Source organism: Nostoc sp. (genome assembly GCF_036917275.1).
Classification (GTDB): Bacteria; Cyanobacteriota; Cyanobacteriia; order Cyanobacteriales; family Nostocaceae; genus Nostoc.
Genome location: NZ_JBALDF010000070.1, coordinates 19251 through 32740, shown reverse-complemented (window position 1 = coordinate 32740; position 13490 = coordinate 19251). Strand labels below are relative to the sequence as shown.

General features: G+C 44.5%; 8 protein-coding genes. 6 read left to right on the top strand and 2 right to left on the bottom strand.

The genetic code is table 11. The annotated features are described in order from the left end of the window. Nucleotides 1-396 precede the first annotated feature (396 nt). Complete coding sequence (locus tag V7K35_RS27015; RefSeq protein WP_335083251.1) at nucleotides 397-672, top strand: hypothetical protein; 276 nt, start codon at nucleotides 397-399, stop codon at nucleotides 670-672. A 112-nt stretch (nucleotides 673-784) separates the two neighbouring features. Then, nucleotides 785-2929: a peptidase domain-containing ABC transporter gene (locus V7K35_RS27010; protein WP_335083249.1), complete on the top strand. Its 2145-nt coding sequence runs from the start codon at nucleotides 785-787 to the stop codon at nucleotides 2927-2929. A gap of 225 nt (nucleotides 2930-3154) precedes the next feature. Here the strand turns inward: V7K35_RS27010 and V7K35_RS27005 are convergent, their stop codons facing one another. Together V7K35_RS27005 and hisD are read right to left on the bottom strand one after the other, a co-directional pair. Then, the gene (locus tag V7K35_RS27005) at nucleotides 3155-3580 is read right to left on the bottom strand and encodes a universal stress protein (RefSeq protein ID WP_335083247.1); all 426 of its coding nucleotides are present in this window, start codon (nucleotides 3578-3580) and stop codon (nucleotides 3155-3157) included. 491 nt (nucleotides 3581-4071) lie between these two features. Beyond that, nucleotides 4072-5370 (bottom strand): histidinol dehydrogenase, encoded by a 1299-nt coding sequence (gene hisD, locus V7K35_RS27000; protein ID WP_335083246.1) that lies wholly within the window; start codon nucleotides 5368-5370, stop codon nucleotides 4072-4074. 741 nt (nucleotides 5371-6111) lie between these two features. Between hisD and rpsT the strand changes: the two genes are divergently transcribed. The 4 genes from rpsT to V7K35_RS26980 all read left to right on the top strand — a co-directional run bounded on the left by rpsT (nucleotide 6112) and on the right by V7K35_RS26980 (nucleotide 13435). After that, entirely contained in the window at nucleotides 6112-6408 is a 297-nt protein-coding gene (gene rpsT, locus V7K35_RS26995) for a 30S ribosomal protein S20 (RefSeq protein WP_334794868.1), read from the top strand. 192 nt (nucleotides 6409-6600) lie between these two features. Next, nucleotides 6601-7377: a TatD family hydrolase gene (locus V7K35_RS26990; protein ID WP_335083245.1), complete on the top strand. Its 777-nt coding sequence runs from the start codon at nucleotides 6601-6603 to the stop codon at nucleotides 7375-7377. A 743-nt stretch (nucleotides 7378-8120) separates the two neighbouring features. Then, nucleotides 8121-11420 carry a DNA-directed RNA polymerase subunit beta gene (gene rpoB / locus V7K35_RS26985; protein ID WP_334794870.1) on the top strand — a complete coding sequence of 1100 codons (3300 nt, stop codon included), beginning with the start codon at nucleotides 8121-8123 and terminating at the stop codon, nucleotides 11418-11420. Between the two features lie 137 nt (nucleotides 11421-11557). Then, a complete protein-coding gene (locus V7K35_RS26980; protein ID WP_335083244.1) occupies nucleotides 11558-13435 on the top strand; it encodes a DNA-directed RNA polymerase subunit gamma in 1878 nt (625 codons plus the stop codon). Nucleotides 13436-13490 lie beyond the last annotated feature (55 nt).

Genomic DNA, 13490 nt, shown 5'->3' with positions numbered 1-13490 from the left:
GACACGATTAATCGCGTTTTTACTGAGGTAAAGTGTCTTAAAGAAACTAACCTGTTTTATCAGGAAAGTTTCCTTTTTGGCAAACCATTAGCTTTGTTGCTAATCGCAGTTATTTTAGTATTACGTTTATTCTTACCAGATCATTTTGTAGAACAAAGTTAACAAAGTCTATCAACAGTTGCCTAATAGCAACTGTTGATGCTCTTTGTTAAAGATACTGCTCACCTTAAGTAGTCAAGTAGAGAAACAAATACTACTTCTTGAGAAGTTGACAATTTCCATGTTTAATCACTCTTAGTACAGTAAAATCTTAAACACTTTCATATTTAAGGTTTTGCCTATTTTGCTTTTTTCCAGGGTTTCTATCAATATTAGCAGCTGAGGTTAATTATAATTATGAAAAGTATTCAAATCTCCCCAATGTTTATGTCCCTGACTAAAACTGAAGAAGTAAGCCTGTGTGGTGGTAAAGCTTCAATAGTTTCTAAGCGGGTTTCTCATAATCATAATGTTATTAAAGTTAAGAAAGCAACTGGGAAACCAGGAGTAAAGAAACAAACAGTTCAATCAACATTAAATACAAAAGTTGTGAAAACTACTAATAAAGTAGAAATTCCAAAGGAAATATCATTTGACTCCATATCCTCCCTACTAAATTTTGATTGGTTTTGATTAGTAGTGATAGCAAAACCAAACTACTGGTCAAATTTTAACCACGCAGGGACGAAACCCTGCTATTTTTTTTTGAGTTTTTTCACGATGTTATTGGGTACTGGAGTATAAAATGAAATACCAAGTTGTTACACAACATAGTGAAGAAGATTGTGGAGCTGCTTGTCTTGCTTCCGTTGCCAAACATTATCGGCGTAACTTTACACTAAATCGCATCCGGGAAGCAGTAGGCACCGGGCAACTTGGAACAACATTATTGGGATTGAGGCGGGGAGCCGAGGCACTTGGTTTTAATGCGCGTTCGGTTAGGGCATCAAAAGAAATATTAGACCGAATGAACCAAGCACCACTGCCAGCAATCATTCACTGGAAAGGCTACCACTGGGTTGTTTTGTATGGTCAGAAAGGCAAAAAATATATAATTGCCGACCCAGCCTATAACATCCGTTATGTCTCTAGAAAAGAATTAACGGAGGCTTGGTCAGATCAAGTGATGCTTTTACTAGAGCCAGATTCGGTTCGCTTTTATGCTCAACCAGATGATAAAGTCAAGGGTCTTTGGCGCTTTATGCAGCGTGCATTGCCTTATGGAGGCATAATATTCGAGGCTTTTCTCTGCTCTATAGTTATCGGTCTGCTTTCATTAACGTCTCCTTTCCTGCTTCAAATTCTAACGGATGATGTACTAGTTCGAGGTGATACCAAGCTTCTTGGTGGTGTGATTATTGCGGTTATAGTAATGAATTTGGTGTCAAGTAGTCTGCAACTAGTTCAATCTAACCTGATTGCCCATTTTGCCCAACGGATTGAGTTAGGACTAGTTCTAGAATTTGCTAGAAAAATTCTGCGGTTACCTCTGGCTTACTATGAATCACGTCGCAGTGGCGAGATTGTTAGCAGATTGCAAGATATTGAACAAATTAATCAGCTAATTTCTCAAACAGTTATCAGTCTGCCTACCCAATTGTTTATCGGAACGATTTCTTTGGGTTTCATGGTGTTCTATAGCTGGAAACTCACCTTGCTTGCCTTCGTTATTGCAATTGTCATGAGTTCATCTACGGTTGTATTTCTACCCACACTTCAACAAAAAATCAGAAGTATATTGGTGTTAGACGCAGAAAACCAGGGCATTCTTGTTGAAAGCTTTAAAGGGGCGCTGACACTCAAAACTACTACTGCTGCTCCTCAATTTTGGGAAGAATTTCAGAATAGATTTGGTCGGCTAGCAAACAAAACATTTAGCACAATTCAAATTGGAATTATTAACAATATCTTTTCTGGGTTAGTTTATGCTATTGGCAGCGTTAGTTTAATTGGTTTCGGCAGCATCCTAGTTATTAGTAAGGAACTCAGCATTGGTCAACTGCTGGCATTCAACGGGATGAATGGGAATTTTTTGGCATTCATCGGTGCTGTGCTTGGATTTATAGATGAATTCATGCGTGCCAAAACTGCCACCCAACGCTTAACAGAAGTTATCGATTCCACATCTGAAATTCAAAGTGATACTGACAAACCCTTTGCTAAAATTCCTAGTGATGCAAATATTATTTGCACAAATCTAAACTTTCACTACGCCGGCAGGCTAGATCTACTGGAAGATTTTTCCCTGATCATTCCTGGCGGTAAAGTTGTTGCCCTCATTGGTACATCCGGCTGTGGAAAAAGTTCTCTTGCTAAACTGATTGCCGGATTATATACACCTAATTCTGGCAACATTCGCATTGGGATTTATAATCTGGAAGATTTAGCCCTTGATTGTTTGCGGCAACAAGTTGTTCTCGTTCCTCAAGATGCTCATTTTTGGAGTCGCTCAATTATTGAAAACTTCCGCTTAGGTTCTCCTCACCTCACCTTCGAGCAAATTGTCGCCGCTTGCCAAATTGCTGAGGCAGACGATTTTATTAGTAAACTACCTGAAAAATATCAAACTGTATTAGGTGAATTTGGGTCAAATATTTCTGGGGGACAACGGCAAAGACTGGCTTTAGCAAGAGCGATCGTTAACGATCCACCAATCCTGATTTTAGATGAATCAACTGCTGGACTCGATCCAGTTAGTGAAGCTCAAGTTTTAGATCAACTGTTGTTGCAGCGCCAAGGTAAAACCACGATCTTGATTAGCCACCGTCCTAGAGTAATCAACCGTGCTAATTGGATCGTGGTATTAAATCAAGGGAAGTTACAAATTCAGGGGACTGTGGAAGATTTGCGATCGCAACCCGGTGACCATTTATATTTTCTCAACCCTTAAATTATTTTTAATCTTCGGCAGATATCATTTGCTCAACTGTTAATTCTAACTTTGGAAAAATTTGAGACTAAATGCGATTAGTAGCAAAAAACTCTACTGGTTCATATAGTTCTTCAATCAATATTGACCAATTCGTAGCGGATATCAGTGCCATCATCATATTTCAGGTATACTTCAAAGGTTAGTTTTGGGGTGGTTATAGTCATTGCTTCCCTTTGCAAATTTTTACCTTGGCTTTACCACCAACACCGAACAATTAGCCTCTTCCACAACTTGACTGCTAACAGAACCTTGGACAATTCGCTTCATCCCAATCAACCCACGACTGCCAATTATAATCAAGTCAGTTTTGTGAATATTAGCAAGGCGAATAATCTCTTCGGCAGGATCACCAGTTACCAGTTCTAACTCACAAATGACTGATAACTTTTCTTGATACGATTGCAATTGTTTTTCAATATGAAGATAAGAAAATGTTGGGGACTCTGGCTGAGGACGATCAGCGGGTAGTTCCATCTCTGACTCTGGCGTGGGAAACACATGACACAGAATAACCTTGACATCTTTTGACAACGCCAAATTATCTAAAGTCTGAATTACTCGTTCTGCAATTTCCGAACCGTCCAGAGCTACCAAAATATTCTTTAGCACCGCTCTCGTCTCCTAAAAAGTAGACCCCTTACATAAGTATCTAGCAAAACTTGTTGCCAGCTACACTAAATTAATTTCCCATCTTCCTACTTAGTTTATATATTCAAGGCTGCGTCATAGGTCGGTTTAACCCACTTTGACGTTGGTGCATTGTAGCAATAAGGGGATGCTAACTCTCCTCTGAACTGTTCACTGACTTACTATCCAGGTAACTCCTTCCTTAACAAGCCACTGGATTAGGTGGGCAATGCCCAACTTGTAGACGCCCGCCAAAAGGCTTAAAGCAAGGTAGCAAGTGGCGTGCGTAGACGCGTAGCGGTAAGCTAGCGCAGGCACAGGGGTTTCCCCATGAGCGACTGCCGTTAGCGTTAGCGAGGAACGAGCGTCACTCGGAGGGCTTGTCGTCAGACATTGCTGTCCAAACTTTTATTTGGAACCTATCGAGTAACTTTTGCCAACAGGATTAGGAAAAAATTAACCACTCCAAATCATTATTCTTGCTGAATTCGGCGTCGGACTGAATCAGCATGGGAAGGTAAGCCCTCTGCCGTTGCTAGCACATCAATGGCACTAGCCACATTTTGCAGCGCGGCTTGGGAGTATTGAATAATACTGGAGTGTTTCAGGAAAGTTTCAACCCCTAATGCTGAGGCATAGCGAGCAGCGCCAGAAGTTGGCAAGGTGTGGTTAGGGCCTGCCAAATAGTCTCCTACAGCTTCTGGTGTGGAGTAACCTAAAAAGATTGCCCCAGCGTGACGAATCTGTGGTAGTAGTGCCCAAGGGTCTTTAACTTCTAATTCTAGATGTTCGGGGGCAAATTCATTTGAGAGTTCTGCTGCTGCTTGGAGCGATTCCACAAGAACAATCAACCCATAATGAGCGATCGCTTTTTCTGTGTCTATTCGCCGTGGGTGATCTACTAGCTGTCTTTCCAAGGCTAATTGCACGTTTTTCGCCAAAGCCGCATCTGTTGTCAGCAAAATTGCTGCCGCCATTGGATCGTGTTCGGCTTGGGCTAGCAAGTCAGCAGCTACATGCACCGGATTTGCAGTTTCATCGGCAATTACCAGCACTTCGCTAGGACCTGCCAAAGAATCAATGCCAACGGTGCCATAGACAAGTTTTTTCGCTAGGGTGACATAAATGTTGCCAGGACCAGTAATCACATCCACTTTCGGAATTGTTTCTGTGCCGTATGCTAAAGCAGCGATCGCTTGTGCGCCCCCAATGCGATAAATTTCTTGCACTCCTGCTTCTTGGGCAGCTACTAAGACTGCTGGGTTAATTGCACCCCCTGAGCCTGGTGGTGTCACCATCACTACATGAGGTACAGCAGCAACATGAGCCGGAATTGCATTCATCAGCACTGTACTGGGATAGGAGGCACGGCCACCAGGCACATACAACCCCGCCCGATCTACGGGGGTGTAGCGTTTGCCCAACACTATTTCATCGTCGCCAAAATGTACCCAGCTTTTGGGTACTCGCTGACGATGAAACGCTTCAATTTGGCGGTAAGCTAGCCGAATTGCATCAAGCAACTCCTTTGACACCTGCTGATAGGCTGCATCTAGTTCTGAGCCTGTAACTCGGAGTTCTTCTGCTTTCAGGGTTTGTTTGTCGAATTCGGCTGTGTAATGCAATACAGCTTTGTCGCCTTGGCGCTTCACTGCTTGCAAAACTTCCCGCACCGTTGCTTCTTTGTGAAGCACCTGTTCGTCATGGGTGCGATCGCAGATCCGTTGTAGTTCTGCTCTGACGTCTGCCTGCTGAGTAATGATTCGCAGCATGGAGTAAGGACAATGCCAAAATTATAATATTGCCACCTGAGATTTAGTATTGCTCTTGACCACTGGGGTGTGCAAGCTGACTCTAATTCTCTTCTCTAGCTTAACCTGGATTTTTTTGATACTCTCAAGGCTGCCAGCACTTGGTTTGCTTGAGAAGGCGATTTAATTGCTCAATCCGACAAACCTTGGCAGGCTTGCGGCAGGAAGCAGGCGTGCCATTTCCCGTTACCTTTATGCCCTTTCCCTCACTCCTTGCGGGGTGCAGGTGGCGTGTTTGCACATCTAAGCCTCGGATTTACAGGGGGTAGGTTCTGAGTATAATTTTTACTTATTTTCCTAACTTTTTAGTAGTTAACGTGTGTACAGACACCATATGTCGGTTCTATACTTGGAAATTCCTGGAATTTAGCTCTTTACAATTCTTTGCCTCCAACAATACATCCGCTTTATGGACAGATTATTATATTCATTGGCAATGACATTGCTTAACCAGGTTGTGGTGAGTTAGGGTGACTATTTAATTTTATGTACCTTATCTTAACGCATTTCCTAAATTGACGACACACTGAATTGGGGACTGGGGAGATGAGGAAGCAGGGAAACAAGAACTATTGATCATTCATCCATGCCCCATGCCCAATACCATAATTTTTTAGGAAATTATAACATTGGCAATTTGGATGCTATATTAGTAAATCTAGTAGTATGTGTACATAAATAATAGTATTTTTGGAATTGACTGTGGCGAATACAAAGTCTGCTCTCAAGCGTGCCGAAATCGCAGAACGTAACCGACTGCGTAATAAAGCTTACAAATCAGCAGTAAAGACACTGATGAAGAAATATTTTAATGCTGTAGCTGCCTATACAGCTAATCCTACCCCAGAATTAAAACAAGAAGCACAGGATGGGTTATCGGAGGCTTACGGTAAAATCGATAAAGCGATCAAACGGGGTGTCCTTCACCCTAACAATGGGGCAAGAAAAAAGTCAAGATTGGCTCACAGACTAAAACCCCTCACACAAATAGTTGAGTAGTCATTGGTCATTTGTCCTTAGTCATTGGTCAAAAAACAAAGAGACAAGTCTGAGCGTCGGCTGACGACAATAGCGCCGCCTGTTCTCTACGAAAGGCGGTGCCAATAAATCCGCGAGCAGATGCCAAAGGCATCCCGAAGGGTACAGAACTTCTCTTACAAATGACGAAGGACAAACAACAAAGGACAAAGAATGCAACTGATAGACACGCACGTTCATCTTAACTTTGATAGTTTCCAGCCAGATTTAGCAACAGTGCGATCGCGGTGGCAAGAAGCAGGTGTAGTGCGTTTAGTACATTCCTGTGTTCACCCGGAGGAGTTTTCTAGTATTCAATCTATAGCCCAACAATTTCCCGAAATCAGCTTTGCCGTAGGATTACATCCTTTAGATGCTGATAAATGGAATAGCGAGACAGCCGAAAAAATCAAAACTTTAGCAAGTTCTGACTCGAATGTGGTAGCAATTGGGGAAATGGGGCTGGATTTTTACAAAGCTGATAACTATGAGCATCAGCTCATGGTGTTTGAGTCGCAGTTAGCGATCGCTTCTGTTCTCAACTTACCAGTGATTATCCACTGCCGCGATGCTGCTGTGGCAACCAAAGAAGTGTTGCAAAAATTTAAAGGAGAAAGAGTGCGGGGTGTCATGCATTGCTGGGGAGGAACGCCAGAAGAAACTCAATGGTTTCTCGATTTAGGCTTATACATCAGCTTTAGCGGGACGGTAACGTTCAAAAACGCCAAAGCGATCCAATCCTCAGCTGCGATGGTGAGTAGTGATCGCCTACTGATTGAAACAGACTGCCCATTTCTGGCCCCAGTTCCCAAACGGGGCGAGAGGCGCAACGAGCCTGCCTACGTGCTTTATGTAGCCGAGCAAGTAGCTAAACTGCGTCAGGAAACGGTAGAGGCGATCGCCCATCAAACCACCCAAAATGCCTGTGAATTATTCGGTCTGTCAATATAAAGTGGGCTTTAATCTCTTTTATTCAGTTGTGCTAAAAAAAATAAAACTCTAGGGGGACAAAAATATGATAATATTATTGCCTCAAAAACATTTTGCTTGCGCCATAATGATAAAGGAAGGAAGCTAAAATTTTAGATCCTAATTTTCCGTGCTGTTATCGGCTTGGCCATGCTCCAAATCTCTACAAGCGGATGCTCTCCACACATGACTAACCGTGCCAACCCAGGTTGAATTAAACTTTTGCACAACATCAGCTTGGTATGTATTGAACATATTCAAAATCGTTAAACAAAATTGCCTTGTGAGTACAATTCAGCAAAATGAAGTGATTCTGATTCAAAGCCGACAAGGTACGGATCATTCCCTCAGTCTTAGGATATCTAGGATATTACTGAGAGTATCAATAGCGGGGTGATTTAAGACACACCGTCTAGAGCTGCGTCAGCAAATTAACGCGCTTTTTGGAGGGAAAATGAAGAAAGTAGATAAAACTCAGGAATATCTCAACTGTATATTCTTCTTAAATCAAGACTATAGTGAGTTTTTGGCGTCTGAGTACCCGATTAGGGTATCCCTTGTGCAAATTGCTCATTCCAGCTTTAATCGCTGCGTTTGCCCACACCTGTAAATAGCAACTGTGTAAGAAGAAGTTCCCAAACTAGCTAAGGACACTGGTTAGCAATGGGAAGCGTCAATCAGCAGTGTCCAAGAGAAAATGTTACCAGGTTGACAAAGGAAGAGGCATGACTAAAGAAACATACATGGAACCCGCTTTTCTGTTGCCCGACTTGATTGAAATCCAGAGGTCAAGCTTTCGCTGGTTTTTGGAAGAAGGGCTGATAGAAGAACTTAACTCCTTTAGTCCTATTACAGATTATACGGGCAAACTAGAACTGCACTTTTTGGGTCATAACTACAAACTCAAGGAGCCAAAGTACAGTGTCGAAGAAGCCAAACGGCGGGACAGTACCTATGCCGTTCAAATGTATGTCCCCACACGCCTGATTAATAAGGAAACCGGGGAAATCAAAGAGCAAGAGGTATTTATTGGGGATTTACCTTTGATGACCGATCGCGGCACGTTTATTATTAACGGAGCCGAGCGGGTAATTGTCAATCAAATCGTGCGATCGCCAGGAGTCTACTACAAATCAGAAATAGACAAAAACGGACGACGCACTTATTCAGCTAGCTTAATTCCCAACCGGGGAGCATGGCTGAAATTTGAAACAGACCGTAACGATTTGGTGTGGGTACGCATTGACAAAACCCGCAAACTCTCAGCCCAGGTACTCCTAAAAGCTTTAGGGTTATCAGACAACGAAATCTTTGACGCCTTACGCCATCCAGAATATTTCCAAAAAACCATCGAAAAAGAAGGGCAATTCTCTGAAGAAGAAGCCCTGATGGAGTTATATCGGAAACTGCGTCCGGGTGAACCACCCACAGTCTTAGGTGGGCAACAGCTCTTAGACTCCCGATTCTTTGACCCGAAACGTTATGACCTTGGTCGTGTCGGACGGTACAAGCTTAACAAGAAACTGCGCCTTTCTGTCCCAGACACAATGCGCGTGTTGACTGCTGGGGATATCTTGGCAGCCGTGGATTACCTGATTAACCTAGAATATGATATTGGTAATATCGACGACATTGACCACTTAGGCAATCGCCGGGTGAGAAGCGTCGGTGAATTGCTGCAAAACCAAGTGCGGGTAGGCTTAAACCGCCTAGAGAGAATTATTCGGGAACGGATGACCGTATCCGATGCAGAAGTACTAACCCCCGCTTCCTTGGTGAACCCCAAACCATTGGTAGCAGCAATTAAAGAATTCTTTGGTTCCAGCCAGCTAAGTCAGTTCATGGATCAAACCAATCCCCTAGCAGAACTGACGCACAAACGCCGTCTGAGTGCCCTTGGTCCTGGTGGTCTAACCCGCGAACGCGCTGGTTTTGCTGTGCGAGATATTCATCCTAGTCACTATGGACGCATTTGCCCCATTGAGACACCAGAAGGCCCCAACGCCGGATTGATTGGCTCCTTAGCAACCCATGCGCGGGTTAACCTGTACGGCTTCTTAGAAACGCCATTTAGACCTGTGGAAAATGGGCGAGTCAGATTTGACCTGCCTCCAGCCTACATGACAGCCGATGAAGAAGACGACCTACGGGTTGCTCCGGGAGACATTCCTGTAGATGAAACCGGGCACATTATTGGGCCGCAAGTGCCAGTCCGCTATCGCCAAGAATTCTCCACCACAACACCAGAACAGGTGGACTATGTAGCAGTATCTCCAGTACAGATTGTGTCGGTAGCGACCAGCATGATTCCCTTCTTGGAGCATGATGACGCTAACCGAGCGCTGATGGGGTCGAACATGCAACGGCAAGCAGTACCCCTACTGAAGCCAGAGCGTCCTCTGGTAGGTACAGGTTTGGAAGCGCAAGGAGCAAGAGACTCTGGGATGGTGGTTGTATCGCGCACTGATGGCGATGTCACCTATGTGGATGCCACAGAAATTCGCGTTCGTCCTAAACCTAGCACCTCAGAAATTAAGTACACCCTTTCTAAATACCAACGCTCAAACCAAGACACCTGTTTAAATCAGAAACCTCTCGTCCGCATTGGTGAACGTGTTGTTGCTGGTCAGGTGCTAGCTGATGGCTCCTCCACCGAAGGTGGTGAATTGGCGCTAGGACAAAATATTGTAGTTGCCTATATGCCTTGGGAAGGCTACAACTACGAAGACGCAATATTAATTTCTGAAAGACTGGTGCAGGATGATGTTTACACCTCAATTCACATTGAAAAATATGAAATTGAAGCTAGACAGACAAAGCTGGGGCCAGAAGAAATCACCAGAGAAATTCCCAACGTCGGCGAAGATGCCTTACGCCAGTTGGATGAACAGGGAATCATTCGCATTGGGGCGTGGGTAGAAGCTGGTGATATCTTGGTAGGAAAAGTCACACCCAAAGGTGAATCTGACCAACCGCCAGAAGAAAAACTGTTGCGGGCGATTTTCGGTGAAAAAGCGCGCGATGTGCGGGACAATTCTCTGCGAGTACCAAATGGTGAAAAAGGTCGCGTAGTTGATGTGCGCTTGTTTACTCGTGAACAAGGCGATGAATTGCCACCAGGAGCCAATATGGTAGTTCGGGTATATGTCGCCCAAAAACGCAAAATCCAAGTTGGTGACAAAATGGCAGGCCGCCACGGTAATAAAGGGATTATTTCTCGGATATTACCAGCGGAAGATATGCCTTATTTGCCCGATGGTTCACCAGTGGACATTGTACTAAACCCCTTGGGTGTACCCAGTCGGATGAACGTTGGACAAGTATTTGAATGCCTCTTAGGTTGGGCAGGTCAGACCTTGGGAGTGCGATTTAAGATTACTCCCTTTGATGAAATGTACGGTGAAGAGTCATCCCGCCGAATCGTGCATGGCAAATTGCAAGAAGCACGAGACGAAACAGGCAAAGACTGGGTATATAACCCAGATAATCCCGGCAAAATCATGGTGTATGACGGTCGTACAGGCGAACCCTTTGACCGAGCAATCACTATCGGTGTGGCTTACATGCTGAAGCTGGTGCATTTGGTGGATGATAAGATCCACGCCCGTTCCACAGGCCCATACTCACTGGTGACTCAGCAACCCTTGGGTGGTAAAGCCCAACAAGGTGGTCAGCGGTTTGGAGAAATGGAAGTGTGGGCATTGGAAGCCTTTGGTGCGGCTTACACCTTACAGGAATTGCTCACAGTTAAATCTGACGATATGCAAGGGCGGAATGAAGCGTTAAATGCGATCGTTAAAGGTAAGGCAATTCCTCGACCTGGAACCCCAGAATCCTTTAAGGTGCTAATGCGCGAGTTGCAATCATTGGGGTTGGACATTGCCGTACACAAAGTAGAAACCCAAGCAGACGGCAGTTCCCTAGATGTGGAAGTCGATTTGATGGCAGACCAATCAGCCCGTCGCACACCTCCTCGACCCACCTATGAATCTCTTTCCCGCGAATCGCTGGATGACGACGAATAACGATTGGGGATTGGTGACTGGGGACTGGTGACTGGGGAAGAAATATTATAAAACAGATATTTCTAGTCTTAGTCACCAATTCCCAATTCCTAATCCCTAATCCCCAGTACCTAATCCCCAGTCCCTAATCCCTAGTTATGAGACCTGCCCAAACTAATCAGTTTGACTACGTAAAAATCGGCTTGGCTTCCCCTGAACGCATTCGGCAGTGGGGCGAAAGAACATTGCCCAATGGTCAGGTAGTCGGTGAAGTTACCAAGCCTGAGACGATTAACTACCGAACTCTCAAGCCAGAGATGGATGGCTTATTTTGTGAGCGGATCTTTGGCCCCGCGAAAGATTGGGAATGCCATTGTGGCAAGTATAAAAGAGTTCGTCACAGAGGTATTGTCTGTGAGCGCTGTGGGGTAGAAGTCACCGAGTCACGGGTGCGTCGCCACCGCATGGGCTATATTAAACTCGCCGCACCAGTAGCTCACGTCTGGTATCTCAAAGGCATTCCTAGCTATATTTCCATCTTATTGGATATGCCTTTGCGGGATGTCGAGCAGATTGTTTATTTCAACTCTTATGTTGTCCTGAGTCCAGGTAATGCCGAAACTTTAACTTACAAACAGCTACTGAGTGAAGACCAGTGGTTGGAAATAGAAGACCAAATTTATAGCGAAGATTCTCAGCTACAGGGTGTAGAAGTAGGTATTGGTGCTGAAGCACTGCTACGTTTGCTTGCCGATATTAATTTAGAGCAAGAAGCCGAAAGCCTACGCGAAGAAATTGGTAACGCCAAGGGACAAAAGAGAGCCAAGCTAATTAAGCGACTGCGGGTGATTGACAACTTCATCGCCACTGGTTCCAAACCAGAGTGGATGGTAATGGCAGTTATTCCCGTGATTCCCCCCGACTTGCGCCCAATGGTGCAACTAGATGGTGGACGGTTTGCTACCAGCGATTTAAATGATTTGTATCGGCGGGTAATTAACCGCAACAATCGTTTGGCACGCTTGCAAGAAATTTTGGCCCCAGAGATTATTGTGCGGAACGAAAAGCGGATGCTGCAAGAAGCAGTGGATGCTTTGATTGACAATGGTCGGCGGGGACGCACTGTGGTAGGGGCAAATAACCGACCCCTGAAATCTTTGTCCGACATTATTGAGGGTAAGCAAGGACGTTTCCGACAAAACTTGTTAGGTAAACGGGTTGACTACTCTGGACGTTCGGTTATTGTGGTCGGGCCAAAGCTGAAAATTCACCAGTGCGGTTTGCCGAGAGAAATGGCAATTGAGCTATTTCAACCATTTGTGATTAACCGCCTTATTCGTAGCGGTATGGTGAATAACATCAAAGCTGCGAAAAAGCTGATATCGCGTAATGACCCCAGTGTTTGGGATGTGCTGGAAGAGGTGATTGAAGGACACCCGGTGATGCTAAATCGGGCACCAACGTTGCACCGTTTGGGTATTCAGTCTTTTGAACCGATTTTGGTAGAAGGTAGAGCGATTCAACTGCATCCTTTGGTGTGTCCGGCATTTAACGCCGACTTTGACGGCGACCAAATGGCGGTACACGTCCCGCTGTCGTTAGAAAGTCAGGCTGAAGCGCGGTTGTTGATGTTGGCTTCTAACAATATTTTGTCACCAGCCACGGGTAAACCCATCATCACGCCTAGCCAAGATATGGTGTTGGGAGCGTATTACTTAACAGCAGAAAATCCCGGTGCGACAAAAGGTGCAGGAAAGTACTTTTCTTCGCTAGAGGATGTGATTATGGCTTTCCAGCAAGAGCAAATTGACTTGCACGCCTATATCTATGTGCGGTTTGACGGTGAAATAGAATCAGACCAACCGGATATAGAACCCGTGAAAGTGACGGAAAACGATGATGGTAGCCGGACATTACTTTATAAGTTCCGCCGAGTCAGACAAGACGCTAAGGGTAATGTACTTTCACAGTATATATACACAACTCCTGGTCGTGTTATTTACAATAATGCTATTCAGGAAGCACTTGCAAGCTAAAAGTGAGGAGTGAAAAGTTAGGAGTTAGGAGTTATTAATTACAAACTCTTAACTC

Coding starts and splice junctions, on each gene's coding strand:
- V7K35_RS27015 (WP_335083251.1), top strand. CDS start 397: ATGAAAAGTATTCAAATCTCCCCAATGTTTATGTCCCTGACTAAAACT.
- V7K35_RS27010 (WP_335083249.1), top strand. CDS start 785: ATGAAATACCAAGTTGTTACACAACATAGTGAAGAAGATTGTGGAGCT.
- hisD (WP_335083246.1), bottom strand. CDS start 5,370: ATGCTGCGAATCATTACTCAGCAGGCAGACGTCAGAGCAGAACTACAA.
- V7K35_RS26990 (WP_335083245.1), top strand. CDS start 6,601: ATGCAACTGATAGACACGCACGTTCATCTTAACTTTGATAGTTTCCAG.
- rpoB (WP_334794870.1), top strand. CDS start 8,121: ATGACTAAAGAAACATACATGGAACCCGCTTTTCTGTTGCCCGACTTG.
- V7K35_RS26980 (WP_335083244.1), top strand. CDS start 11,558: ATGAGACCTGCCCAAACTAATCAGTTTGACTACGTAAAAATCGGCTTG.